At 60.7% G+C, this 25,609-nt stretch carries 23 protein-coding genes; 8 read left to right on the top strand and 15 right to left on the bottom strand.

Translation table 11 applies throughout. The annotated features are described in order from the left end of the window. Positions 1-41: 41 nt before the first annotated feature. Positions 42-1,448: an amino acid permease gene (locus C0V97_RS02975; protein WP_233581929.1), complete on the bottom strand. Its 1,407-nt coding sequence runs from the start codon at positions 1,446-1,448 to the stop codon at positions 42-44. Positions 1,449-1,779: 331 nt separating this feature from the next. Between C0V97_RS02975 and C0V97_RS02980 the strand changes: the two genes are divergently transcribed. Further along, the gene (locus C0V97_RS02980; RefSeq protein WP_127100512.1) at positions 1,780-3,402 is read left to right on the top strand and encodes a dihydroxyacetone kinase subunit DhaK; all 1,623 of its coding nucleotides are present in this window, start codon (positions 1,780-1,782) and stop codon (positions 3,400-3,402) included. Between the two features lie 118 nt (positions 3,403-3,520). Here the strand turns inward: C0V97_RS02980 and C0V97_RS02985 are convergent, their stop codons facing one another. Together C0V97_RS02985 and C0V97_RS02990 are read right to left on the bottom strand one after the other, a co-directional pair. After that, positions 3,521-4,288, bottom strand: a complete 768-nt coding sequence (locus C0V97_RS02985; RefSeq protein WP_127100514.1) for a GntR family transcriptional regulator — start codon at positions 4,286-4,288, stop codon at positions 3,521-3,523. Positions 4,289-4,397: 109 nt separating this feature from the next. After that, positions 4,398-5,414: a zinc-binding dehydrogenase gene (locus C0V97_RS02990; protein WP_127100516.1), complete on the bottom strand. Its 1,017-nt coding sequence runs from the start codon at positions 5,412-5,414 to the stop codon at positions 4,398-4,400. Positions 5,415-5,803: 389 nt separating this feature from the next. Here C0V97_RS02990 and C0V97_RS02995 point away from each other — a divergent pair, with 389 nt between their 5' ends. Together C0V97_RS02995 and C0V97_RS03000 are read left to right on the top strand one after the other, a co-directional pair. Next, entirely contained in the window at positions 5,804-6,586 is a 783-nt protein-coding gene (locus tag C0V97_RS02995; protein WP_127100518.1) for a class I fructose-bisphosphate aldolase, read from the top strand. 47 nt (positions 6,587-6,633) lie between these two features. Further along, positions 6,634-7,950: an FGGY family carbohydrate kinase gene (locus tag C0V97_RS03000; protein WP_127100520.1), complete on the top strand. Its 1,317-nt coding sequence runs from the start codon at positions 6,634-6,636 to the stop codon at positions 7,948-7,950. A 79-nt stretch (positions 7,951-8,029) separates the two neighbouring features. Here C0V97_RS03000 and C0V97_RS03005 read toward each other — a convergent pair whose 3' ends face one another. The 3 genes from C0V97_RS03005 to pstS form a co-directional block, all read right to left on the bottom strand. After that, positions 8,030-8,851, bottom strand: a complete 822-nt coding sequence (locus tag C0V97_RS03005) for a fructosamine kinase family protein (RefSeq protein ID WP_127100522.1) — start codon at positions 8,849-8,851, stop codon at positions 8,030-8,032. A 2-nt stretch (positions 8,852-8,853) separates the two neighbouring features. Then, the gene (locus C0V97_RS03010; protein ID WP_127100524.1) at positions 8,854-9,321 is read right to left on the bottom strand and encodes a low molecular weight protein-tyrosine-phosphatase; all 468 of its coding nucleotides are present in this window, start codon (positions 9,319-9,321) and stop codon (positions 8,854-8,856) included. A 213-nt stretch (positions 9,322-9,534) separates the two neighbouring features. Beyond that, the gene (gene pstS, locus C0V97_RS03015) at positions 9,535-10,527 is read right to left on the bottom strand and encodes a phosphate ABC transporter substrate-binding protein PstS (protein ID WP_233581930.1); all 993 of its coding nucleotides are present in this window, start codon (positions 10,525-10,527) and stop codon (positions 9,535-9,537) included. A 107-nt stretch (positions 10,528-10,634) separates the two neighbouring features. On the opposite strand from pstS, the gene C0V97_RS03020 reads away from it, so the two are divergent. Next, the gene (locus C0V97_RS03020) at positions 10,635-11,006 is read left to right on the top strand and encodes a DUF4870 domain-containing protein (RefSeq protein WP_127100528.1); all 372 of its coding nucleotides are present in this window, start codon (positions 10,635-10,637) and stop codon (positions 11,004-11,006) included. A 140-nt stretch (positions 11,007-11,146) separates the two neighbouring features. On the opposite strand, the gene C0V97_RS03025 is transcribed toward C0V97_RS03020, so the two are convergent. From C0V97_RS03025 to C0V97_RS03055, 7 genes are all read right to left on the bottom strand, one after another. After that, positions 11,147-12,136 carry a cell wall metabolism sensor histidine kinase WalK gene (locus C0V97_RS03025; RefSeq protein WP_233581931.1) on the bottom strand — a complete coding sequence of 330 codons (990 nt, stop codon included), beginning with the start codon at positions 12,134-12,136 and terminating at the stop codon, positions 11,147-11,149. Positions 12,137-12,304: 168 nt separating this feature from the next. Then, the gene (gene phoB / locus C0V97_RS03030) at positions 12,305-13,000 is read right to left on the bottom strand and encodes a phosphate regulon transcriptional regulator PhoB (RefSeq protein WP_127100532.1); all 696 of its coding nucleotides are present in this window, start codon (positions 12,998-13,000) and stop codon (positions 12,305-12,307) included. Continuing rightward, the gene (gene phoU / locus C0V97_RS03035; protein ID WP_127100534.1) at positions 12,997-13,713 is read right to left on the bottom strand and encodes a phosphate signaling complex protein PhoU; all 717 of its coding nucleotides are present in this window, start codon (positions 13,711-13,713) and stop codon (positions 12,997-12,999) included. Before phoU ends, phoB begins: the two co-directional genes overlap by 4 nt. A 31-nt stretch (positions 13,714-13,744) precedes the next feature. Then, positions 13,745-14,566, bottom strand: a complete 822-nt coding sequence (pstB, locus tag C0V97_RS03040; protein WP_127100536.1) for a phosphate ABC transporter ATP-binding protein PstB — start codon at positions 14,564-14,566, stop codon at positions 13,745-13,747. Between the two features lie 19 nt (positions 14,567-14,585). Next, the gene (gene pstA, locus C0V97_RS03045; protein WP_127100538.1) at positions 14,586-15,455 is read right to left on the bottom strand and encodes a phosphate ABC transporter permease PstA; all 870 of its coding nucleotides are present in this window, start codon (positions 15,453-15,455) and stop codon (positions 14,586-14,588) included. Beyond that, on the bottom strand, positions 15,452-16,426 hold the full coding sequence (pstC, locus tag C0V97_RS03050) for a phosphate ABC transporter permease subunit PstC (RefSeq protein ID WP_127100540.1): 975 nt from the start codon (positions 16,424-16,426) through the stop codon (positions 15,452-15,454). Before pstC ends, pstA begins: the two co-directional genes overlap by 4 nt. 137 nt (positions 16,427-16,563) lie before the next feature. Further along, positions 16,564-17,502, bottom strand: a complete 939-nt coding sequence (locus C0V97_RS03055) for a glycosyltransferase family 2 protein (RefSeq protein ID WP_127100542.1) — start codon at positions 17,500-17,502, stop codon at positions 16,564-16,566. 150 nt (positions 17,503-17,652) lie between these two features. Between C0V97_RS03055 and C0V97_RS03060 the strand changes: the two genes are divergently transcribed. Next, positions 17,653-20,154: a glycosyltransferase family 2 protein gene (locus C0V97_RS03060; protein WP_127100544.1), complete on the top strand. Its 2,502-nt coding sequence runs from the start codon at positions 17,653-17,655 to the stop codon at positions 20,152-20,154. A 274-nt stretch (positions 20,155-20,428) separates the two neighbouring features. On the opposite strand, the gene C0V97_RS03065 is transcribed toward C0V97_RS03060, so the two are convergent. Continuing rightward, entirely contained in the window at positions 20,429-21,640 is a 1,212-nt protein-coding gene (locus C0V97_RS03065) for an MFS transporter (RefSeq protein ID WP_127100546.1), read from the bottom strand. 47 nt (positions 21,641-21,687) lie between these two features. Between C0V97_RS03065 and C0V97_RS03070 the strand changes: the two genes are divergently transcribed. From C0V97_RS03070 to C0V97_RS03080, 3 genes are all read left to right on the top strand, one after another. Next, a complete protein-coding gene (locus C0V97_RS03070) occupies positions 21,688-22,065 on the top strand; it encodes an AtzH-like domain-containing protein (RefSeq protein ID WP_127100548.1) in 378 nt (125 codons plus the stop codon). An 84-nt stretch (positions 22,066-22,149) separates the two neighbouring features. Further along, entirely contained in the window at positions 22,150-22,686 is a 537-nt protein-coding gene (gene dps, locus C0V97_RS03075) for a DNA starvation/stationary phase protection protein Dps (RefSeq protein ID WP_127100550.1), read from the top strand. A 395-nt stretch (positions 22,687-23,081) separates the two neighbouring features. Continuing rightward, on the top strand, positions 23,082-24,512 hold the full coding sequence (locus tag C0V97_RS03080; RefSeq protein ID WP_127100552.1) for a calcium-binding protein: 1,431 nt from the start codon (positions 23,082-23,084) through the stop codon (positions 24,510-24,512). A gap of 81 nt (positions 24,513-24,593) precedes the next feature. Here the strand turns inward: C0V97_RS03080 and C0V97_RS03085 are convergent, their stop codons facing one another. Then, entirely contained in the window at positions 24,594-25,577 is a 984-nt protein-coding gene (locus C0V97_RS03085; RefSeq protein WP_127100554.1) for an aldo/keto reductase, read from the bottom strand. Positions 25,578-25,609: the final 32 nt, after the last annotated feature.

Genomic DNA, 25,609 nt, shown 5'->3' on the forward strand with positions numbered 1-25,609 from the left:
TCAAATCGCCCCTTCAGCAAGAGGGGCGTCGGCCCCTTGCTTCAGGCTTGACGCCGAGCCAGGGCAATCAGACCCCACCCACCGGCGAGCACCGCCGCAATGAGCGGTATGGCCATGACCGTGTAGGTCCCTTCCGGGTAATCCAGCCCCATCATGACCACCACAAAGCCCAAAAAGCCGAGGGTCAGCCAGGCCGTATAGGGTGCGCCGGGCATACGGAACCCGGCGCTCTCGACCTCACCCGTATTGACCAGCTTGCGCAGGCGTATCTGGCAGATCAGGATGAAGCTCCAGGTACTGATGATCCCCAGCGCCGCCACGTTGAGCACGATCTCGAACACACGTGCCGGAATAAGGTAGTTCAGTCCCACACCGATCAGATAGACCGCAACAGTGGTCAGAATGCCGACATAGGGCACCGACTGCCGGTTCATCTTGGCCAGGGCGCGTGGGGCCGAACCACCCAAGGCAAGCGCGCGAAGAATGCGTCCGGTCGAATACAGGCCTGAATTGAGGCTCGACAGAGCGGCGGTAAGCACGACGATATTCATCACCGTATCCACGTGAGGGACGCCGAGAGCCTGGAAGAAGGTGACGAAAGGGCTGACACCCTTGTGATACGCGTTCCAGGGCAACAGGCAGACCAGCAGGATCACCGAGCCCACATAAAACAAGCCAATACGATAGATCACGCTGTTGATCGCCCGGGGAATGATCTCGCGCGGATTGGCGCACTCGCCAGCCGCAGTGCCGACAAGCTCGATCGCTGAATAAGCGAAGACGACACCCTGCATCAGGAACAGCGCCGGCATGATCCCGTGGGGAAAGATACCCCCGTTTTCGGAAATCAGATGGAAGCCAGGCACCTGCCCGGCTACCGGCATCTTCAGACCCAGAACCACGCATCCGAAGATGAGGAACAGGGCAAGGGCCACGACCTTGATCAGCGAGAACCAGAATTCGAGTTCGCCGAAATAGCGCACCCCGATCATGTTCATGGTGCCCACGATCCCGAGGGCCACAAGCGCGAACACCCATTGCGGAACGTGATCGAAGGTGCCCCAGAAATGCATGTACAGCGCAACAGCGGTGATATCGACGATGCCTGTCATGGCCCAGTTCAGGAAGGACAGCCACCCGGCGGCATAGGCCGCCTTTTCGCCCAGAAACTCACGTGCATAGGACACGAAGCTGCCGGCACTCGGACGATACATGACCAGCTCGCCCAGCGCGCGCAGGATCAGGAAGCAGAAGATGCCGCAGACCAGGTAATCGATGGCAAGAGACGGACCCGCCTGTTGCAAACGTGTTCCGGCTCCGAGAAAAAGTCCCGTGCCGATCGCGCCACCGATGGCGATCATCTGGACCTGACGGCGGCCCAGATCCTTGTGGTAGCCCTCATCCACTTGCGGAGGCGGATGATGATGCGACTTGGATGGAATGTCCAAAACTCTGTAATCCTGACCCAGTTGACGAAATTTCTTGTATAATCGTAACGAATTCCTCGGCCTCTGCCAATCGTTTACATGATCGGGGCGGCAGAGGTCGCCAGGCTGAAATCCAGAGCACCAGGGGAATGATGTCAAGTCGCCCAACACCGCAGGCAGCCCCGCTTGGCCGCGTCATGGCGGCTTCATATGGTCTATTAGTCAGATGTCACATCAATGTGTCTTTCATCACATCGATATGTCATATTCCTGATCCCGATCCCCTCTTACGCTCCTCCACCTGAACGATCTTCGAGGCCAGGAAGCCTCTGATACCGTGGTGGAGAAGAGAATGAAGCGGTTCTTCAACAAGCGCGAAACGATTGTGACGGAGGGGCTGGAGGGCCTGCTTCGCTCCTCCAGCGGCGCCGATCTCTGCCGGCTCGATGGCGCAGAGGATATCCACGTCATTCTGCGCCGGCATTGGAACAAGGATCGCGTTGCCGTGCTCTCGGGCGGCGGATCGGGCCACGAGCCGGCCCATGCCGGATTCGTCGGCCGGGCCATGCTCACCGGAGCCATATGTGGTCAGGTTTTCGCCTCGCCCGGCGTGGATGCCATTCTGGCTGCCATACGCGCCGTCACGGGCGATGCGGGCTGCCTGCTCATCGTGAAGAACTACACGGGCGATCGCCTCAATTTCGGGATCGCGGCCGAGCAGGCAAAGGCCCTCGGGCTCAAGGTCGAACTGGTGATCGTGGGCGATGACATCGCTCTGGGGCGCACGGACAGGGCGCGTGGCATTGCCGGAACGGTGCTCGTCCACAAGATCGCCGGTGCCGCTGCGGAATCCGGACAGTCGCTTGACGCGGTCGCCGCGCTCGCCCGCAAGGTCGCAAGCGGGCTCAGTTCCATCGGACTGGCTCTGAGCGATTGCAACGTGTTCACCCCGGACCAGCCCCCGAGACTGGGCGAGAACGAGGCCGAGCTGGGCCTTGGCATTCATGGGGAACCCGGCGTCGAGCGCATTCCCATGGACAGCCTCGACAGGCTGATGGCCCGTACCGCCGACAAACTCGAGGCCAGCCTGCCGAAAGAAGGCAACTTCATCATCCTGCTCAACATGCTCGGTAGCGTCCCCCCTATCGAGGCCCTCGCGTTGCTGGACGGTTTCTCCCGTACCGCTCTGGCTGAACGTACCGCCTGGATCATCGGCCCGGCTCCGCTCATGACGGCGCTGGACATGAATGGCTTCTCCCTCACCGCCGTGCCCGCTGAAACGGCGTTTGTGGACGCTCTGGCAGCAGAGGTCGGTCCAAGGGCCTGGCCGGGTATGGCGCGTTATGCACCCGTCGCCACCCTGCCCTCGCCTGAACTGCCTGAAACCTTTATCGACGCGCCCTCTGATGCCCCGCTGCTACGCAAGCTGATCACGACGGGTGCCGAAGCCCTGCTGAGCCACGAATCCGCCCTGAACGCGCTCGATGCAAAATGCGGGGATGGCGATGCCGGCTCGACCTTCGCCGAATCCGGCAGACAAATCCTCAAATCTCTCAATTCCCTCCCCCTTGCTGCGCCGCAGAAGGTTCTCGCAACGCTGGGCCGGTTGCTGGCGCGGCATAGCGGTGGCTCGAGTGGTGTACTGCTCTCGATTCTCGCCACCACAGCGGGGCGAGAAACCGACTGGCGCAGTGGGTTACAGAAGGGGGCGGCGCAGATGCAGGCCTATGGCGGAGCCAAACCGGGCGATCGCACGATGCTCGACGCGCTGCTGCCCGCCATTTCGGCGCTGGAAGCCGGCAAATCGCTTGGCGATGCTGCTGAAGCCGCACGGGCCGGTGCCGATGCCACACGGCAAATGACGGCGCGGGCTGGGCGCGCCTCCTATATCCCGGCCGAACAACTCGCCGATATCCCCGATCCAGGCGCTGAGGCGATTGCAGTCTTATTCGAGGCGATGGCGAAAGCGCTCTGAAACGTCAGAAAGGGGGGATGCAAAGCCTGCTCCCCTTTCCGGCGCCTGGGGACGCCCTTTTCACTTCTTGGTTTGCGCCACTTCCCTGCCTGCCCGAATGCCGCCTCCCGGGCAGGGATCAGAGCGCATTCACATCGACTTCGAGCGGGATCAGATCGCTCCTGACCCAGGCCTCGTACATGTCGAAGCGCGTACCATCAGGCCGCCAGGAGACTGAGCGCACGCGTAAAAGCGGTGCCGCACGACGTATATCGAGCGCGTGTGCAATCTCACGCGGCGCAGCGACCGCCATGATCGACCGATGAGCCCCCTGGAGTGGATAGCCCGACCGCGCCAGCAGGCTGCTCAGCGAAGAGCGCCCCTCGAGAACCTCCCGACCTGAAGCAAGCACCGGAATAAGCGCAGGAGGGCTGTAATTGATGCTGTAGAGCGCGGGCACATCGCGCAGCGCGCGAAGGCGCACCAGTTCGTATCCTGCGCTTTCCTGGGCGAGCTCGAGCGCAGTGCAGGCGCATTCGGGCAGGATCGTCTCTCCTGCCTTCAATACCGCCGTGCTGACATCGTGGCGGCCATGACTCAAGGCGGTTTCAAGAAACCCCTTATCCCCCTGGATCATCCAGCCCTGCGGCGCCTCGATTGCGCATACGAAAGCGCCGCGCCCGGAGATACGCTGAATCAGACCGCGCGTCTCGAGTGTCTGAAGCGCCTGCCTCACCGTCGCCCGGGACAGTTCGAACCGCGTGCACAGCTCATGCTCGCTCGGAAGGCGCGCGCCTGTCGCGTATTGGCCGGAAGCGATGAGCGTCTCGAGATACGAGGAGAGTTGGGCATAGTAAGGCGTGGTCGACAGGCGATCGATCGTGCCGTCCGGCAGGGATGTGGTCATGCGGGGAGTTCCGGTCTCTCTCGTCAGCGTCTCGACCCCGCATGTTAGCACGGAAAATCCTCAATGCAGGTCAGGCGCGATTCTCGGGCCCTCCCTTTTCATCTGCTTCTCAGGGAGAGAGATTGCAGCGTATCAGGACCTTGCGGGCCATTTCGGAACGGGCGGTGGCAAAAGCCTCTCGCGCCTCGTCAAGGGCGAATACATGACTGACAAGCCCCTGCAACGCAGGCGCAAGCATCGTCATGACCTCGATCGCCCGACCATAGGCCCCTGAAAGCGATTGAGAGCCGATGAGACTGAGTTCACGATCGAACAGGTCGAAAGGCGTGAGAGCAATCTGCGCCTCGGGAGCGCAAACACCCAGCTGTATCAGCACACCCCGGGGGGCGAGGCGGTCAAGCGCATCGGCTACCGCAGCAGGATGGCCGCTCGCCTCGATGACAAAACGCACGTCGCGCCGGGTCTCCCGCTCGCCAGGTGCAAAAGCGACTTCAGCGCCCAACTCGAGTGCCGCCACACGGCGTGTGGCGCTGGGTTCGATCACCTCGATGCGCGCCGCTCCCTGATGGCGGGCCAGGGCGATCGCAAGGAGGCCGATACTTCCCGCCCCATAAACCAAGACGGAGGCGTCTCGCAGGGTGGGAGCCCGCTCAAAAGCATGGAGCACGCAGGCAAGGGGCTCGATCAACGCCCCCGCCTGAGCATCGAGCGATTGGGGAAGCAAGTGGACGATTTTTTCAGGCACCGCCACAGCTTCGGCAAACCCGCCATCGATCGTGACCCCGACAGGCACGAGATTGGAGCAGAGATTGAAAGCGCCCTCGCGACACATGGAGCATGTGCCACACGCAATATTCGGATCCACGCAAACCCGTGCCCCAATTGCGAAGCGCGTCACACCGGGGCCAATGGCCAGAACACGCCCGGAGAATTCATGACCTGCGATGCGGGGGAAACGCCCAAGAGGATATTCCCCATCGAGAAGATGGAGGTCTGTCCCGCAGATCCCGACCAGTTCCGGCGCGATCAGCACCTCGCCCGGCCCCGCAACGGGGCTCTCCCGATTTTCGAGGCGCATTCCGCCCTCGTAACCGCTCGTTCTGCCGTCAAATACCAAAGCACGCATGGCGTTTATCCTGAGTGAACCTATCCGGCAGACAGCGTGATATCCCAATGCCCGTGCTCGAAGAATGCCACGGACGATCGGGATACGCGCGCTGAGGCGCAATCGCAGCTCCTACCTTGACGCCTACATAACAGCGTTCTCGATGCAGACCATCCTGTACGGACAGTACGGATGATCAGCACTTTGTGAAAAGTGCCCAAACTGCTGCATTTTCAAAGATTTCTGCCCGCACCGGTGTACTCGAACACCGGTGCGAGCCGATTTTGCCGGTTGACCATCATGGGAAAGACGCGCTTCTTTCGACCTGTACGTACAGACCGTACAATTCATCGGGCTTCTGTAGAGGCGGCCCGAATGAACCCGTATCGTCCAGTCCAGGAACCCGTTTCATGTCCATGACCTATCGTTTGCGCCGCACTCTTCCGAGCCACCGCGCCGCCATCATCATGCCTGTCGATCATGGCCTGATCTTTGACAGGATCGAAGGGCTCGAAACCCCCTCATCGCCTTTTGCACGATGGGCCGGGCTGGGTGTCACGGGCTTCATGCTGACGCCGGGCCAGGTACGACAGACAGAGGCATTCTTCGCCGCGCATCCCGAGCTGACCCGCGTGCTCACCATCGACACCTATTACGATTACCGCCAGCTCGATGGCGGCGGAGCGCATGACCTGATCACCTCCGTCGAAGACGCCGTGCGCATGGGGGTAGACGCGGTCAAGATGCTCTTCCCGTGGAACATGTCGAACAAGGAGCGCGTCGCGCTTTGCCATCGGGCCGGGAAGGTCATTTCCGCCTGCGATCGCTGGGATATTCCTCTCGTGCTCGAGCCCGTCCTGATTGGCGCGCCCCGCACCGAGGAAGTGATCATCGAGGAAGAGAAGATCGCTCGCATCGCCTATGATCTGGGCGCACACGTGGTCAAGATCGCTTTCCCTGGAGAGGCCCGCACCAAGCGCCTTGTCGAGGAATTGCAGGTTCCGCTCGTGATCGCAGGCGGTCCGCTGGCCGGCACCCCCGAAGACACACTGGACGCCGTAGGCCAGACCATTCGCGCCGGGGCACGTGGCGTGATCGTTGGGCGCAATATCTGGCAGCGTGACCAAAAGACCGCCACCCGGCTCCTGGACCAGTTGAACACGCTCGCGCAGTCGGTCACCTTCAACGACTGATTACAGCTCAACCGCATGATCGGCCCGAAAGGGGCGGAGAGATCGTCATGGGAATCGAACATGTGGCTGCCGGTCTCGATATCGGCAGCACCAATCTCAAGGCCCTGGCCATCACGCGGGAGGGAAGAATCATCGGGCGGGCCTGCCTGCCGACGCCCCGGCGCACGGCCGACAGAATGATCGATGCGCGCATTCTCGTGACGGAGGCAACATCCCTGCTCGGGCAGATTTGCGGGACTGATTATCGCATCGCTGCCATCGCCTCGGCAGGTATCGGTGAGGATGGCATGCTGGTTGATCCGTCACTTGCCCCGCTCACCCCGGCTCTGCCCTGGTTCGATACCCAGCGTCACGCATTATTCAAGCGCTTCGCGTCGCGCCTCCCCCCCTGTGACGCGGCAGGCATCGTCGCCGATCCGTTTCGCACCCTGACGGGCTGGTACTGGGCCCGGCAGCAACCCGGCCATGAACGGGCAAGGCACTGGCTGGCCGTCACGGATTACGCCGCATGTTACTGGAGCGGCAGGCCGTTCATCAGCGATACGATCGCCGCCCGGAGCGCTGCCTTTCTGCCCAGAACACGCCGCTGGGCGGATGACCGTGTGGCTTTGACCTTGGGCAATTTGGCATGGCTCCCCCCCGTCCTGCCCACGGGGAGTGTCGTCGGTCCCGTCCGGCACCCGGAACCCGGCGTCTCTTCCCCCTTTACGACAGAGGCGGTGGTGGTGGCAGGGGGACATGATCACCCCGTCGGAGGCTGGGGAATCACCCAGATCAACGCTAACGCCATTCTGGATTCGATGGGCACGGCAGAGGTCGTGGCCATGCAGATGCCAGAATATCCAGCGACTGAAATCAGCGCCTTCGATCTTGCACCGGGCATTCTGTCCCAGGGAGCAACGGTCATGCGTGTCGAGGAACTGGCGCGCAACCTCGCCTGGGCTTCTGAGGATGAAGCCACAGGCAACGCGATCAAGGCACTTTTCTCGGGCGCCCTCACGCCCGATTCCTGTCTCGATGAGACCTATTTCACGCCAGGAGGCCATGGCGGATACGCGCCCGCCTATGCGCCCTCTCTCCCGGACTCCCCGCTTTCGCGCGCCTCGGCGGTCACGGGCGCCCTGGCGCGCATCGGCAATCAGGCGGTGGAGCGTCTCGCGGCTTTGCGGGATACGCCGTCAACCTTGTATGTTTCGGGAGGCTGGTCCCGTGCGCCAGGCTGGATCGCCATCAAGCGTCGCTTTTCTTCTCGGGCGTTCGATGTCGTGCGCGAGCCGGAGTTGACCGCCGCAAGCGCCGCCCTGCTGGCCGCACGCGCCATCGGCTGGGCGCCGGATGTACCTGCTCTTCTCATGCCAGGGTGAATGCGGCGCTCTTTTGACACGTCCAGCGCCCCAGCCGATGAAGGCGCGGTGCCGAGGCGGGCCTGATCGCGGGCCTTGCCTAGAGTTCAAGCGCATCCAGAAGGGCTGTGACCATACCGAGATAAGACGCTCCGAAGAGCCGGTAATGCACCAGCGCCGGGGACAGGCGATACACGTCAATGGCGCGCTCATATCCCTCAGGGAGGGGGCCGTAACTCCGCCAGAACCCCGCAGGAGGCGCCGAAAACAGGGTCAGCATGGCGAAATCGGCACTCGCATCTCCGATGACACAGGCCGGATCGATCAGGACGGCCTCCTCCTGTCCAGAGGATGCAGAGGAGATGAGGACGTTCCCTCCCCAAAGGTCACCATGTAGCAGGGCGGGACGGGGTGTCTGGGGCAGGAAACGATCGAGCGTACCCGCAAGATGGTTCACGCGCGCAGCCAGTTCCCTTGGCAGGAAATCCAGACATGAACGCAGGCGATGCTCTGCCCAGAACAGGCGCCAATCGGCGGTCCAGCCGTTGCGCAGCGCCATCGGACCGAAAGCGTAATCCTGATCCCAGCCATAACGGGACGGCTGTGGGGCCTGATGCAGACGCGCCAGGCTTTGCCCAAGCACCCGCCAGCCCTGCGCGTCGAGCCTGCGGGGCGTCACATATTCCAGAACGAGCAGATCTGCCTGCACCGCCAGCACCTGCGGTGTTCGCGCGCCTGATTGCCGAAGAGCCTCAAGCATGCCCGCCTCAACCGGCGAGTGCGCACCCAGCTTGACCACAACCGAGCGCTCATCATCAAAACGGAGCTGCCATATCTCGGACAAATCTCCCCCACCCAAGGGGGAGGCTTCGAAAGACCCCGCTTCGCCGATCAGCCTCGCGGCCGTCTCAAGCCGCGTCATGCTCAGGAATCGAGCGTGAAGCTGGCCAGATGCGCGCAGCCCAGCGCAATCTCCTGCCACGCCGTCTCGAAATCAATATCCTTGCCGTAGAAGGGATCGGAAATCTCCTCACCCACGCGCTCAGGCACGTAATCGAGCAGAAGACGTATGCGCTCCTGTTCCGCCTTAGGTGCGAGGCGGCGCAAGGCTCTCATATGGCCGGAATCGAGGGCGATGATATGGTCAAAGCGGCTGAAATCATCTTCCTGCACCTGACGGGCCACGTAGGAATCAATGTCCAGACCATGACGTTTGGCCACGCGGCGCGCCCTCAGATCCGGTGCCTCGCCCACATGCCAGACACCGGTCGCGGCGGAATCGATATCGAGCGTCAGGCCGCGCTTGGCCGCCTCAGCCCGCATGGCGGCCTCTGCCAGGGGAGAACGGCAGATATTGCCTGTGCAGACGAAAAGGAATGAAGGCAAAGGCATAGGCTCTATCCCGCGCGGTCTTTGTTTTGCCCAAGACCAGAATTGGCGTATCGGCCTCGGGAGGAAAAGCCAGAATAGACAGCCCGACGCGGTTGAAAATGCCACACCCTATCAAGACTTTGCTACCGGAGCGGTCGGGAACTATTCGCAATTATCGACGCTACGCGCCCTCAAAGAGGCGCAGGCGTGACGCCCCCCTCAACTCGTTCTATCCTAATGGGCCCATCCAGCCAGGCAATCCTCGCGCACCGCCTCCGGGACCGGAATATAGTCGAGACGTTTTGCCTCCTCATTCCCTTCTCTCAGCCCCAGTTCGAAAAAACGTTTGACCTTAGGACGGGTCTGACTGGGGACGATGGCATAGGTTGCGCTCATGATCGGCCAGGCATTCGCGCCCGCGCTATCGAGCAAATCGACCACATGCCCCTGTGCGTGCTGCCAGTCGGCCTGCGCAGCCGTGGCTGCAAAACTGGCCGGGGTCGCTGCCACATAGGCGCCGTCATGGCTCCTGAGCTGCGCCATGGGGATATGATTGTGGCTGGCATAGGCATATTCGACATATCCTATGCCGCCGATCGTCTCATGCACGCTGGCCGCCACCCCGTCATTGCCTCGTGCGCCTGCCCCCTCTGTCCAGGCAACCGAAGTGCCCGCACCGATTTTCGCTCTCCATTCCGGCGAGACATGCGACAGGTAGGAGGTGAATACGAAACTCGTCCCTGACGCGTCGGCGCGGTGAATGGGGGCCACATCGGCGTCAGGCAGTTTGAGCCCCGGATTTTGCGCCTGAATGCGCGGATCGTTCCATTCAGTGATGCGTCCGTCATAAAGCGCTGCCAGCGTAGGACCGTCGAGATGAAGCACCCCCGGAGGCACATCGGGGACATTGACGATCACCACAATAGCTCCGAGCGCGGTCGGAAACTGCAGAAGCTTGTGCTCTTCCAGCAGCGCCTTGGACGCAGGCTTGTCAGAGGCTCCGAAATCGACAGTACCTGCCACGACCTGATTGAGCCCGGCCCCTGAGCCGACACTTTGGTAGTTGACGCTGATTCCGGCCTTGTCACGCGCGAGCGTGCCCCAGCTTTCGTAGAGCGGGGCTGCAAAGCTGGAACCGGCTCCCGTGACGCTCTGCGCCTGCGCGCAGGAGAGGGAGAGCGAGGCAGCGAGACCCAGAAACAGCACAGGGCGCGAAATCGAAATCATGGCACCGATCATTTTTCTTTATCGACATGAACCTGCATCGGGATATCCTGCCCGACGCGACCCGACCTGAATTCTAGCACAGCACAGTAAAAGGACTGAAATCGCCCATGCAATCCGGTTTCACACAGGCCTGGCCGACCTCTCCGCGCGCGGAGCGCTCACGACGCTGGGCATGGATCGTCCATATCCTGTTCATCGCCTCCTTCTTCTGCGGCATCACCAGTATTCCCGGTGTGATCGTGGCCTATATGAAGCGTGGTGAGGCGCAGGGCACGATCTATGAGAGCCATTTCATCTATGCCATCCGCACGTTCTGGCTGGGTCTTCTCGGCGCGGCAATCTCGGGCGTGCTCTGCTTCGTCATTGTCGGCTATGCCCTGTTCGGCCTGCTCTTTGTCTGGTGGCTCATCCGCGTGATTCGCCCCGTCATTGCCCTCGTCGATGAAGCACCCATGCGCAATCCGCGCGGCTGGTTCTGAGTACGCTTTTATCAGTCCGGGCGGAGTTTCGCCCGGCTTCCCTGGCCTGACTCTCTGCCCCATCCCCGTGGACTGCTTGTTTGACGGAGAAGCAGGCCGTTCCTTCCCCCCAACAGATGCGCTTTCCGAGACCGCGGTCCCTAGCTGGTTTTGGGCAGCCAGATGCGGCAGGTCATCCCTTTGCCAGGGGCGCTCTCGATGCGCAGCCTACCGCCATGCCTGTCAACGATATGCTTGACGATGGCAAGCCCCAGCCCCGTGCCCGATTGGGCAGCGGTCGCGCGCCCCTCTACACGATAGAAGCGCTCGGTCAGTCGGGGAACGTGCTGACTGTCGACGCCGCGCCCATTATCCGACACCGAAATCTCGACGCCCTTGCCATTCTCGGGCACGATTCCAACGCGGATTTCCACATCCGGTCCACCATATTTGAGAGCATTTTCGACCAGATTGAGCAGCACCTGCACGATCTGGTCCTCATCGGCCGGAAAGAACAGATCCTCCTCGGTCGGCATGAGGATCAGCCGTGCTTCCGAGGCGCGTATCAGGATCTGACTATCTTCCAGAAGACGGTCCATCAGGTCCTGTGCCGCGACCATGTCGTGCGGGCGCATGTGCTCAAGACGCTGAACACGCGACAGATAAAGCAGACGCTCGATAAGGCGTTCCATACGCGCCGCCTGCGCTGCCATGATGGCCAGAAATTGCTGCTGGGCAGCAGGATCATCTGACGCTGGTCCCTGAAGGGTCTCAATGAACCCGATGAGCGATGCCAGAGGCGTCCGTAATTCGTGACTCGCATAGGCCACGAAATCGGCGCGCATGCGGTCCACGACTTCGAATTCAGAGCAATCTTCCAGGACAGCCAGAACGCCCTCATGCCATCCGATGGCGCTCGCAAAGCGTTCAGGCCACTGGCGGAACGTCACCTGAACGATGCGGCGCACCGGCACATCCAGCTCCACACGGGTCACGACACCGGTTTCGGGCGTCAGTGTGGAGAGCACCGACTGCACAGCCGGGTGGCGAATGACAGCCCCTAGCGCATCGCCGAATATCGAATGCGCCACACGGTTGGCATGGAAGATACGCCCGCCACCATCGAGCAGGACCGCCGGTATCGGCAGCAACTCGCAAAAGGCAGGCGCGGCCGGCGATTCATGCGGTCTCGGAGCAGCGGGCAGAACCGAATGCCGATCGAGACGTGCCCTGCCGAGCCAGTATCGCCACGAGATGAACCACCCGACCAGGGAGAGACAAAGGAGGGTGGCGAGAAAAAGAGTCAGAGGCGCGTTTCCTCAGGCCTGATCGTCAAGCGCATAACCGGCAGAACGGACAGTCCGCACATAATCCAGTTCGTCGTCCAGATTGAGTGCCCGACGCAAACGACGGATATGCACATCGATCGTACGCAGCTCGACATGGACATTCGAACCCCAGACCTTCTGAAGCAGATCCTCACGCGAAAAAACTCGTCTCGGATGACGCATCAGAAACTCGAGCAGCCGGAATTCGGTCGGACCGAGAGTCAGGGCCCGCCCATTGCGCTCGGCGCGGTGGGTCTGCAGGTCGAGTTGAAGATCAGCGAAGTTCAGCACGTTCTGCTTGACCGGCTGAGTGCGACGGAGCAAGGCGCGCAGCCGGGCATCGAGCGCCTCGATACTGCAGGGCTTGGCGATATAGTCATCGGCTCCGCTATCGAGACCACGGATACTATCCTGCTCGTCGGCACGCGCCGTGAGCATCAGCACTGGCAGATCGTGGAGAGTCGACGTTCCCCTGATGCGCCTGCACAGATCGATGCCCGACATGCCGGGCAGCATCCAGTCGAGCACGATCGCGTCGGGGCGGGCGCGGGAGATGAACTCCCAGGCCTGCTCGGCTTCGGGAAAGGCCGAGACGTCATAACCGAGCTTGTCGAGGTTATAACGGATCATCAGCTGCAGCGAGGGATCGTCCTCTACGACGACTATCTTCACCAGCGAACCACTCATCGTGAGACCACATCATCCCCTGCGGCCAGACCGCCACGCGGGCGTACCGCAGGCAGGTTCTCGCCCGTCACGGCGTAATAGACGCGCTCGGCGATGTTGGTCGTGTGATCGCCGATGCGTTCGAAGTTCTTTGCGATGAACAGCAGATGGGTGCACGGGCTTATGTTGCGCGGGTCTTCCATCATATAGGTCACGAGCTCACGGAACATGGCCGTGTAATACTCGTCGACCTCGCGATCTGCCTGCCAGACTTCGGTCGCGCGATCGGAATCCTGCTGGGTCACGGCGTCGATCACGCGGCGCAGATTTTCCTGCACCAGGCGCCCCATGCTGCGCAGCCCGGAGAGCGAGATCTGACGATCAACCAGATCGAAACGCTGGCTGCGCCGGGCGATAGACGCCGCATAATCGCCGATACGCTCCAGATCACCCGTGATCTTGAGTGCCGCCACGATCTCACGCAGATCGCCCGCCATGGGGCTGCGCAAGGCAAGGAGACGAATGGCCAGCGCCTCGACATCGCGTTCCAGCAGATCGACCTGCGGGTCCTGTGCCGGTGCGGCCTGAGCGGCATCCTCGTCATGTTCGGTTACTGCGGCGACCGCCTGGGCTACCTGACTTTCAACGATCCCGCCCATACGCGCCATCATGGCGCGCATACGATCGAGTTCCTGCTCGTAGCTCTTGACGGTGTGAAGGCTGTCCGCTGGCATGATACCTTGTCCCTACCCGCTTGGGGAAAACTTAACCGAAACGCCCGGTGATGTAATCCTGAGTCTGCTTCTGACGCGGATTGGTGAACATCCGGTCAGCACTATCCATTTCGATCAGGGAGCCAAGATAGAAAAACGCCACCTGATCCGCGCAGCGCGCCGCCTGCTGCATGTTATGCGTCACGATCGCAATGGTGAAATCCTGCTTGAGCTCGTCGAGCAGTTCCTCGATGCGTGCCGTCGAGATCGGATCGAGAGCCGAAGTCGGCTCATCGAGCAGAAGCACCTCTGGCTTGGTCGCGATGCTGCGCGCGATGCACAGACGCTGCTGCTGACCGCCCGACATGCCCGCAGCGGGCTCCTTCAAGCGATCGCGCACTTCCTTCCAGAGTGCCACACGGGTCAGCACGTCCTCGACGCGCGCATCCATCTCGGCGCGCGACAGCTTTTCGTGCAGGCGCACGCCGAAAGCGATGTTGTCGTAAATCGACATGGGAAACGGCGTGGGCTTCTGGAACACCATGCCGATGCGCGAGCGCAGCATGTTCAGATCCAGCGCCGGGTCGAGGATATCGGCCCCATCGAACAGTACCGATCCCGTGGCGCGCTGACCCGGATAGAGGTCGTACATGCGGTTGAAGATACGCAGCAGGGTCGACTTGCCGCAGCCCGAAGGCCCGATCATGGCCGTCACGTTCTGCTTGCGAAAATCCATGGTGATGGATTTCAGCGCCTGCTTCTCACCGTAATAGAAATCGAGCTCGCGCACGGCCAGAGCGGCCTCGGGTGTCGCAGGCTGTGCGGCCCCCTGGGCCGACGATGATGCGGAAAGATCCTGCAGGGCTTCGCTCATGAGCGTGTCGTCCTCTTGCTTATGACTGTTTGCTGCGGAAGCCGAACCGCACGATGATATTGATACCGAGAACGCCAAGCGTGACCAGCAATGCACCGGTCCAGGCCAGACGCACCCAGTCATCATAGGAGGCGCCTGCATATTGATAGATGGCGATAGGCAGGCTTGCCATGGGTTTATCGAGACTGAAAGACCAGTTCTGGTTCCCGAGCGAGGTGAACAGCAAGGGTGCCGTCTCACCACTCACGCGCGCCAGGGCGAGCAGGATGCCAGTGAGTACGCCCGGCGCTGCCGAGCGCAGGCACAGGAACAGCACGACGCGCCAATGGGCGGCGCCGAGCGCCGAACCCGCCTCACGCATCGCGACAGGCACCAGACGCAGCATGTCCTCGGTGGTTCGAACGATAATGGGGACTGCCAGAATGGCGAGAGCCACAGAACCCGCAAAGCCGGAGAAGTGCCCGAAGGGCGCCACCAGAACCAGATAGACAAAAAGACCAATCAGAATGGAGGGTGCCGAAAGCAGCACGTCCGACACGAAACGCACGGCAGTGGCAAATTTCGATCCGGTACCAAATTCGGACAGATAGATACCGCATCCCAATCCGACCGGGGTGGCGATCAGAAGGGCCACCGCGGTCTGAATAAGACTACCCAGAATGGCGTTGGCCAGACCACCATTGCTGCCGGGCGGTCCCATGGGATGCAGCAACGCAGCGAGCGACAGCCCTGCAAGCCCGTTCCAGAGCAGTGTCCAGAGGATTGAGGCGAGCGCGAGGACCAGGATAGCCGTAGCCGTCAGGCTCATCCCGGTCGCAAGGCGGTCCATCAAGAGGCGCTGCGTAGCGCGCGGGTCCTTGCGCCAGCCCTGTCCCATCGACTTGCTCATGCGCGTTTCTCCCTCAGCAGCCAGCGCGCAATGGCCAGCGTTGTGAAGGACAGAAGCATGAGAATGAAGCCCAGAGCCAGCAGGGAGGACAGCTTGAGACTGCCAGCGGCACTCTCGGGGAATTCCAGCGCCACGAGCGAGGCCACCGTGTTGCGCGGGGCGAAAAGCGACCAGCCGATGGTATTGGCATTACCGATCACGAAGGTAACAGCCATAGTCTCGCCCAGGGCACGGCCCATGCCCAGCACCACACCGCCAATCATGCCAGCGCGCGACCAGGGCACGATCACGCGACGCATGACCTCCCAGCGCGTCGCACCCAACCCATAGGCGCTCTCCTTGAGCATGGGCGGCATGACAGCAAACACATCACGCATGACTGCGGTGACGAACGGAGTGATCATGACAGCCAGAACGAGACCGCCCGTAAGCAGGCCGTATCCGAAGGGCGCGCCATGAACGAGCCAGCGCACACCGGGCACATGACCGAAATGATGCCGGAAAAAGGGCTGAACATGCTGCGCCATGAAAGGCACGACCACGAAGAAGCCCCACATACCAAAAATGATCGAGGGCACTGCGGCCAGAAGCTGCACCGCTGTCCCCACCACCCCGGCCACCATGGGTGGCGCAATGTTGGTCAGCCAGAAGGCGGCCCCGAATGCAAGCGGCACACCGATGGCAATGGCAATCAGCGTCGAGCCAATCGTACCGAACACCGGTGCCAGAGCGCCATATTCGTTGGTGACAGGATTCCAGACATTGCTGAACACGAACCCCGGGCCGAACGCACCGAAGGCCTTGCTGCCGCCGAACGCCATGGTCAGAACCAGACCGCCCAGCGACACCAGAACGAGCAGGGCGCACGCCCCCACGAGCAGACGAAACAGCCGGTCACCCTTCCAGAAGGGAGTTTTGCGGGCTTCCTGGATCGGTGCAGGCTGGGTCCGCGAAGCGGCAGCACTAGTCATACGGTCGTTGCGTCCTGGCTCAAACGAGGAGGGATCAGGGTGGTCAGGCATCCTGTGCCAGTTTGTCGTGTAGCTTTCCAGCCCGTGCGAGACAACAAGCCTCGCCGCCGCCAGCCTGTGAATATTTCATGACACTCTCAGAATTGACGCCCTTCTGCCCAGCCATGAACCAGAAAATGCATGAGCGCCCCCGGTGGCCACCCCGCGACATCGCCATTCATCTCCAGGTATCGCTGCCCGGACCACTGCCTGGAAACCCGGCCATCCGCCAGAAGTGAAGGCCCGTTCTCGACGTGAACCGGGAGGGCGGAGGGCGAACCTGCCCAGGGCAGATAGAGATGCAGCATGCCATTATAGCGGTCGCGATAATGCGCTTCGTCCTCGAGTAGAACACTCACGAGATGACGACCGGGCAGATTGGGCGTGATCGCGTAGCGCATCAGCGCTGCCCGATCATCGGGGTCAACCAGAGAATTGCTCAGCTTCACCCGAGCACGCCCACGCATCTCTGCATAATCGTGATTATGCCAATGAAGATAGACAAAGCGTGTCAATACATAGCCGGGCGCCACGCGCGAGGCGGGATTATGCTGCCCGTTATCGACCACGCCTACGGTCCGCGCCGCCACGAAGCCCTTGATGAATTCGGGCTCGAAGGCAAACCAGCCCGGCTTGCCCGGGACATTGAAGAAGGACCCGCCGATCCGGAACGCGCTTTTCTCCCCGTGCAACCGGGCAAATTCGGCGTGTATCTTTGCCGAACTGGTCGAAATCCCCTCCTCATCCGCAACCACCAGAAACTCGTCGCAATCGACCGGCAACGCAAAGTCGTAATTGTGGAGGCGGTCCCATTGCCTGATCTCACGGGCAAAATGACGCCCCTTGCCGTGAAAGTCATCGGGCAGTTTGTGGTCGCGTCTGATCGTGGCGCCACAACGCGCGGCCTGATCGAGCAGATGCAGGGTCAGCGGATCAGTCGATCCGTTGTCGAAGATGACAAGATTTCCAAAACCGAAAATCTGGCCATAATAGGAGAGCCATGCCATCAGCATGGCGCCCTCGTCACGCTGCATCATGACCACACGAATGCGGGGCGAGGTCAGAATGAGACTTCTCCGCGCGTACGGTTCTCACCGGCGACGCATATCAGACCCTGCGTTTCGCTACTCCCAATCCAGTATAAATTGGGTTTTCGACATAGTTTTTCTTGTATCGGGATTTTTTTCATGACGAGCTCCCAGGGAAACAGCCCGTTTTTGGGCTATTGCGACGGTATTCATAAAGAAATACTGATCGGCTGGGCAGTCAACCGTCTGGATCCCTATCAACCGGTGCGCCTGCACGTCCTGATAGACGGCCAGGAAATCGCCCAGATCCTCGCGGACCAGTCCCGATCAGACGTTCAGACCGCACTGAAGACCCCCCATGATCGCCTCGGATTCAGCTTCACCATTCCGGTTCGCTTTATGGATGGCGTGGCGCATGAACTGTCGATACGCCTGCCGGACCGGACGATCCTGCCGATTGCCGAGCAGAACGGAGAAAACGCCCGCACGTCCCAAAGCTTCAAAATAGATGCGCGACCGGAATATACGAGCTGTGTCGACGGGGTCAAACAGGGCGCTCTGAAAGGCTGGGTTCTCCAGAAGATGCCGGGGGAGAGCGAATGGCGAGGCGATTGCATTGTCTCCGTGACCGCCAATGGCGTTCTGGTGGCACAGGTACGGGCCGATCGCTATCGCGGCGATGTAGCAGCGGCTGTGGGCTGCAACCCCAATTGCGGTTTCGACATTCCCATCCCGCAGCGCTTCAGAGGGTCTTCTCCGCGCAGCTTCTCGGTCAAGATCCTGCCCGAGAGCGAGGAGTTGATGGGCAGCCCCTTCACCACCTCGATTGCTGATGACGCGCTTGAAACACGCCTGCTCGATATCGCCGAGACCATCGACAAGCTGCATCGTGAACTGACAAAGCTGCGCACCGAAATACGCAATGCGATCCCGCGCGCCGGGTATAATCTCGGCAATTACGATCGCTGGGCCCTGCTCTATTACACGGCCCTGCGCGAACGCACCGCGCTACTGCGCGTGAAGGCCCCCCTGGGGACGGAGCCGCTCGTTAGTATCCTGTGCCCGACCTACAAGCCTCTCAAGGCTGATTACGTGACGGCCATCGAGTCCGTACTGCGTCAGACCTGGCACAACTGGGAGCTGATTCTGATCGATGACGGGTTGGTCTGCCCGCAGACCACTGCACTGATGCAGGAATATGCCGCCCGTGATGCACGCATCCGCGTTCTGCCTCTCGAGAAGAATCTGGGCATTTCAGGCGCTACCAATGCGGGTATGGACGCCGCCACAGGCCTGTACACGGTGTTTTTCGACCATGACGACATGCTCGTGGATGTCGCAATCGAGACGATGATGCGCAAGGCGCTGGAGACAAACGCCCTCCTACTCTATTCGGACGAAGACAAGGTCGATCAGGCCAATAATTGGCAATCCCCCAACTTCAAGCCCGATTTCAACTATCGCTATCTGCTGGGCTGCAACTATGTCTGCCATCTCACCATGGTCGAAACCGAGACCATGCGAAAGATCGGCCCACTCCGGGCAGAGTATGATGGCGCTCAGGATCATGATTTCATCCTGCGCGCCTGCGAGATCATTCCCCATGACCGGATCGGCCATGTTGCGGAACTGCTATACCACTGGCGCATGACTCCCAATTCGACGGCTGTGACCGTCGGCAACAAGAACTATGCCATCGCGGCGGGGGTGAAAGCCGTTTCGGATCATCTGGATCGGTGTGGCTATGAGGCCGCTGTTTCCTCCATCAATGGGCTCACCCTGTATCGCGTGGATTGGCGCCTCAGCGCTTCCCCGAAAGTGTCGATCATCATTCCGTTCAAGGACCAGATCGATATCACACAGCGCTGCATCGAAACCCTTCTCGAACGCACCGCCTATGACAATTATGAGATCGTGCTGATCGATAACTGGTCGGTCACGCCGGAGGCCCATGCTTTCATGGAAAGGTTCGGCGCACACGAGAAACTGCGCTTTCTGACCATCGAGGAGCCGTTCAATTACTCGCGGCTCAACAATCTGGCCGCTCATGGCTGCTCCGCCGATTTCCTGCTTTTTCTCAACAATGATGTCTTCGTGGAAGAGAAAAACTGGCTGCGGCTGATGGTCAACGAGGCCCTCGCCGATCCGCAGGTCGGCGCGGTCGGCGCGCGGCTGCTCTACCCCAACCAGACCATTCAGCATGCGAGCGTGGTCGTGGGACCCGCCGGTGTCGGTGCCCACGCCCATCGCGGATGCGGTCCCGAGGATTACGGCTATATCGGGCGGATCCTGCTCAGCCATGAAGTGACCGCCGTCACCGCAGCCTGCATGCTCGTGCGTCGGGAGGTGTTCGAGTCAGTCGGTGGCTTCGACGAGATCGAGCTCAAGATCGCCTATAACGATGTCGATCTCTGTCTCCGGATCAGGGATGCAGGGCACAGGATCATCTATTGCGCCGAGGCCGTGGCCTGGCATCACGAAAGCCTGACACGCGGCTCTGACGATGTGCCCGAACATGAGGCACGGTTCTTCCAGGAAGGCCAGATCATGCAAAAACGCTGGGCGGGCCATCCGCTTTTCGAGCGCGATCCGGCCTATCCTCGTTTTTTCACTGTCGATCTCCAGCCCTTCTTCGATCTTGTCGACCCCACCCGCAGCTGATTTGCAGGACATGATGCGCCGATAAGAAGCGAGAGCGGCAGGGGGATGATTGGCAGGGGGCGATTGGCAGGGGCGAGACTAAAAGGCGACTGACCCCGGGGTGGGACTGACAGACGCAGGATCGCTCCGGTGCGTCCGTTTCCCCGTCGCACTGCCGCTGAATTTTCCCTGCGGAATGGCCTGGCACGAGCTCGTCCTTCTTGCGCCCTCCCGCACCCGGAACCTGTCAGGCCGAGCACCATGATCACAAAAAAGGGGGCCGAAGCCCCCTTTTTCAAACTCTGGGTATGTTGTTCTTCTTCGATTTGAACTCATCGGCGATGCTCAGCACATAGATGCCAAAACCTCCCAGTGAGAGGGCAAGGCCGACCCACCCCACCGACGTCCAGCCGAGCCCTGCCGAGATCGCGAGCCCCCCAAGCCAGGGGCCGACGGCATTGGCGATGTTGAACGCACTCTGGTTCAGCGCCGCCGCCAGGCCTTCTGCTCCGACCGCAACGGTAAGCAGGCGCGCCTGAACCACTGTCGCCAAACCGCCACTCGCGCCGATCATGAAGACATTGATGGCCAGCGGGATGAATTTATGGGCCGCCTCGGGAAAGCCCGCCATGGACGCCGCTCCCATGAGCAGCACCCCTGCAAGCGTGGGCATCATCTTGTGATCAGCGAGCCAGGCACAAACCAGTGTGCCGATGGTCATGCCGATACCAAACACAGCCAGCATGATCGGAACATAGGATTCGGGCACTTCGGTCACATGAATCATGATCGAGGCCAGATAGGTATAAACACAGAACACACTGCCAAATCCCACCGCGCCAATGGCGAGGGTCAGCCAGACCTGCTTGAGCTTGAGCGCTGTGAACTCATTGAGAATGCTGGCGTCCTTGCGCGGCGTATCGCGGGGGGCAAAAGCCATCAGGAGCAGCGCCGTGCACAGGGCCAGGAAGGAGATCAGCGCGAAGGCCCAGCGCCACCCGACAATCTGCCCGATCCCATTCGCCAGGGGCACCCCCCCGATCGTGGCAATGGTCAAACCCAGAATCACACGCCCCACAGCCTGGGAGCGCTTGTTCGGGGGCACCAGCGAGGAAGCCAGAATACCGGCTATGCCAAAATAGGCGCCATGCGGCAGGCCACTGATGAAACGGCACGCGAGGAAAAGGAGATAATTGGGCGCGATCGCGCTGATACCATTGCCCAGCATGTAGAGCAGCATCATGCTGATGAGCATGGTACGACGGCTGATCCCCGCGCTGAACAGCGCGATTGTGGGAGCGCCCACGCACACACCGGCTGCATAGAGCACGATGGCATGGCCCGCCTCCGGATCGGTCACACCGAAACTATGGGCAATCATTGGTACAAGGCTCATCGCGGCGAATTCAGCCGTGCCAATTGCAAAGGCCCCAAGGCCGAGACTAAAAAATATGATGCGTATGTCGCGCATCGACCGTGCCAGATCGCCAGATCCCAAGCCGCTCATGCCACCCTCAGCAAGTCTATGAATTACTCTCGCAAATAAGGGCGCCCATGACTTCTGCCGCATATCCCGAGACCGTCTCTGCCCTTACTCTGGCATCGGACGAATATGAAGAGGCACTGGCACAAAATGATGTCCCGCGCCTCGACGCCCTGTTCAGCGATGACCCGAATGTGATCCGCCTCGGCGCGACCGAGAATCTGTTCGGACCGGAGGCGATTGCTGCCTTCAGACGGGGGCGGACCGGGGGCGCACCGCCGCGTGAACGCCTCCGCCGGGACATCGTGGCCACCAGCCCCTTGTCAGGGTGCGTCACGATCCTCTTCAGGAACCTCAGCACAGGTCAGACTGGTAGGCAGAGCCAGACCTGGATCAAGGAGGGAAACCACTGGCGTATCCTGGTCGCTCATGTGTCTTTCCTTGTCTGAGTGGCGCAACCGACCCATATCATGAGCGTTCAGTTCTCATCGCTTTCTGCGAATGTCCGACAGCTAAAACGCAAGGGTATAACAATGACCACCAAACACGCGATGCATACGACCCAGAATGCTCTCAAGTCGAACGCCAAGACGGTCTCGATCGAGACACTCAATGCACGCCTGGCCGACCTGATCGATCTCGCGTTGATCACCAAGCAGGCCCACTGGAATCTGAAGGGGCCGCAGTTCATCGGTGTGCACGAAATGCTCGATGGCTTCCGCGACAGCGTCGACGATCTGGTCGACAAGGTTGCCGAGCGCGCCGTGCAGCTGGGAGGGACCGCCTACGGGACGGTTCAGGACGTGTCCAAGAACTCGGCCTGCACTCCCTATCCGACCGATGTCTACAAGATTGCCGATCATATCTCGGCCCTTATCGACCGTTATGCCACGGTCGCCAATAACGTGCGCGAATCCATTGACGTAACCGATGAGGCAGGTGACGCCGATACGGCAGACCTGTTCACCGAAGCATCGCGCGCACTCGACAAGCATCTCTGGTTCCTCGAGGCGCACACCCAGGAGCCGACGGGGCAGATGCGTGACGGCGACCATACGGGCGCCCGCTAAGCTCCCGCTCTAGCGGAAGCAGCATGAAAAAACCCCGTTCTCTTTATGAGAACGGGGTTTTTTCATGCGTCGTACAGCGGCGTCTTATCAGGATAGTCCCCACATCGCCCGAGCGGCCCTTGTCGTGCCTTCAGATGCGGGTGCTCACCTTTCCCCTGAAAAAAAGATTTACGGCATGCGCTGCGCGGCAATGTAATCTTGCGGTGTACGCGACCTACGACGCTACAATGCGGTAAGCGTTAACAAAAAACGCAATAATAATGATTGTTGATGGTCGAGCCGTCGCGATTTGCGAGATTCCACTTAAATTAACGTAACTCGCGTTCCGGTTACAGTCTGTTTAACGGCATAACATTCATGGCTCCCCCGGGCTTTCCTCATATGGGTGGAACAGGATGAGTATTGTCACGATTGTCGGAACGTCTGGTACCGCGATTCACGTCACCGTTGACGGTGGACGTGCACAGGGCTTGGCTGAGCTCTACGCGCAGCAGATGGCCGATGCGTTTCAAAAGAACAAACTCGCCTCTGTGCGTCTTGCCCAGGGAGACAGCTCGGTGACTGGCACCGACAGTGTCACTCTGCAGGGCATGATCGCGTCGACCGGCGATTATGCTCCGCATGGCGATTACACATTCATCGGGGTGGGCAACTGGGCCGACAGCACAGCCTATCGCGCGGGCGAGACAGCAGATGGACGCGTCACGATCGAGGGCGCTGGACTCACCTCCACGGGTATCGTGACGATCCTCGGCGGAAATACCGATGGAATCACGTTCAACGCCGGAAGTTCGAATGGAAGTTTTCTGGGTGTCAGTGGCGATAACTATTTCAACGGTGCAAGCCAGTCAGCAAACTGGACGATCGTAACCGCTGCGGGCAATGACACCATCCTGGCGACGAACGGCACAAATGACATCGATGCCGGCACGGGTGAAAACCTGATCATGCTGCAGCGCGGTGTGAACAGGGTTGTCTCTGAGGGAAGCGATACCATCCGCGGGATCAGCGGTGGCCAGGATTCAGTCACATTGCTGGGCGGGAACTCCTTTGTCACGCTCAAGGAAAACGCCTATGTCGCCGATCAGGGGAGTGTGGCCAGCACCATCACACTGGGCGACAATAGCAGCGTCGTCGGAGGATCGGGCTCGATTGTCTTCTTCACTGGTGCCAAGGGAACCTTGACCGGTGCAAGCAATGATACGGTCTCGGCTCTGGGCGATCTGCGCGTCGATCAAGGGAGTGGGCAGACACTGAGTGTCACGGGCGCGCTCTCCTTCATCGCCGGGACGGGGAGCACCCAGGTCCAGGCCAGTCAGGCCACGCTATGGGGCGCGGATCATCTGTCATTGTCACTCGATGTCACCGGAACGGCATTGTGGACGGGCAATCAGAGCGCCTCGAGCACGAATGAACTCGTCGACGCCTCCTCATCGACCGGACGCCTCGAAGCCTGGAGCGGTGCTGGCAACCAGACCCTCATCGGGGGCCAGGGAGGTGATCATTTCGTATTCGGAACATCTTTCGGCGATAATAGAGGGGCGACCAACGTGACCGTCACCGGTGGCAGCGGCGCGGCAAACACATTTGGCGTGCTGTCCGGTCATACAGCGGGTGATGTGACCATCACCGATTTCTCGGCGGCCGCGGGCAATACGTTCTTCATGTATAACTATCAGCCTGGCAACGCCCAGAAGGAGATCAACGCCTTGCTCGGTACGGCGACGGTATCCGGAGGTAACACCTCCATCATGCTCGATAATGACATGAAAGTGACTTTCCTTGGTGTCACAGACCTCAAGGCATCTGACTTCTCGATCAGTTGAGGCCCCCCTTCCGCTCCTGCAAAAACAGCCAGATGCCCAATCAGGGCATCCGCACGCAGTATTTCCGGCAACGGAACCGCCCTACCGGTTGACGAGCTTCATGTTGCTCTCATTGTAGCGCTGACCCGTGACCCGGTCAGCGCTCAACGCAGAGTCGAGTGCCGCAAGATCCTCCTGCCCGAGCCTGACCGTCAGGGCACCGAGATTGTCATCAAGGTAAGTCTGCCGCTTCGTACCGGGTATCGGCACGATGTCCGGCCCCTTTGCAAGCAACCACGCCAGTGCGATCTGGGCAGGCGTGGCTTCATGGCGGGTGGCAATAACCCCTACGACTTCAGCGGCTTTCTGGTTGGCTGTAAAGCTCGCCCCCTGGAAACGTGGATCTGTGTGGCGGAAATCGGTCACCGGATAGTCCTCTGCGGGTTTGGCCGTGCCCGTCAGAAACCCGCGCCCAAGCGGGCTGAATGGTACGAAGCCGATGCCGAGTTCGCGTAGAAGCGGCAGGATTTCGGCTTCCACATTGCGTTCCCAGAGCGAGTACTCACTCTGCAAGGCGGTCACGGGATAGACGGCATGCGCCTCACGTATGGCCCCCACTCCGGCCTCAGAGAGGCCAAAATGCAAGACCTTGCCCTCCTCGACCAACTTGGCCACAGTCCCAGCGACCTCAGCCATGGGAATGGCGGGGTCCACGCGATGCTGATAGAGCAGGTCGATGCGATCGGTCTGCAGACGCCGAAGGGAGGCTTCGACCACCTCCCGGATATGGGACGGGCGACTGTCCACTCCAACGGATTTCCCGTTCTCTATTCGGAAGCCGAATTTGGTGGCCAGTGTCAGCCTCCCTCGACGGGATGACAGGGCGCGCCCCAGGAGTTCCTCGTTGCGGAAGGGGCCATAGACCTCGGCGGTGTCGAACAGGGTAATTCCCCGCTCGATAGCGCGGTCGAGCGTTGCGAGGCTCTCACGCTCATCAGCTTCCCCATAGGACTGGCTCATGCCCATGCAGCCCAGCCCCAGAGCGGAAACGCGCAGTGCTGACGTTCCAAGAACGCGATATTCCATGACCCTCTCCTCTGTCATCGACCCGGAGCGGC

This window comes from Asaia sp. W19, assembly GCF_003994335.1.
GTDB lineage: Bacteria > Pseudomonadota > Alphaproteobacteria > Acetobacterales > Acetobacteraceae > Asaia.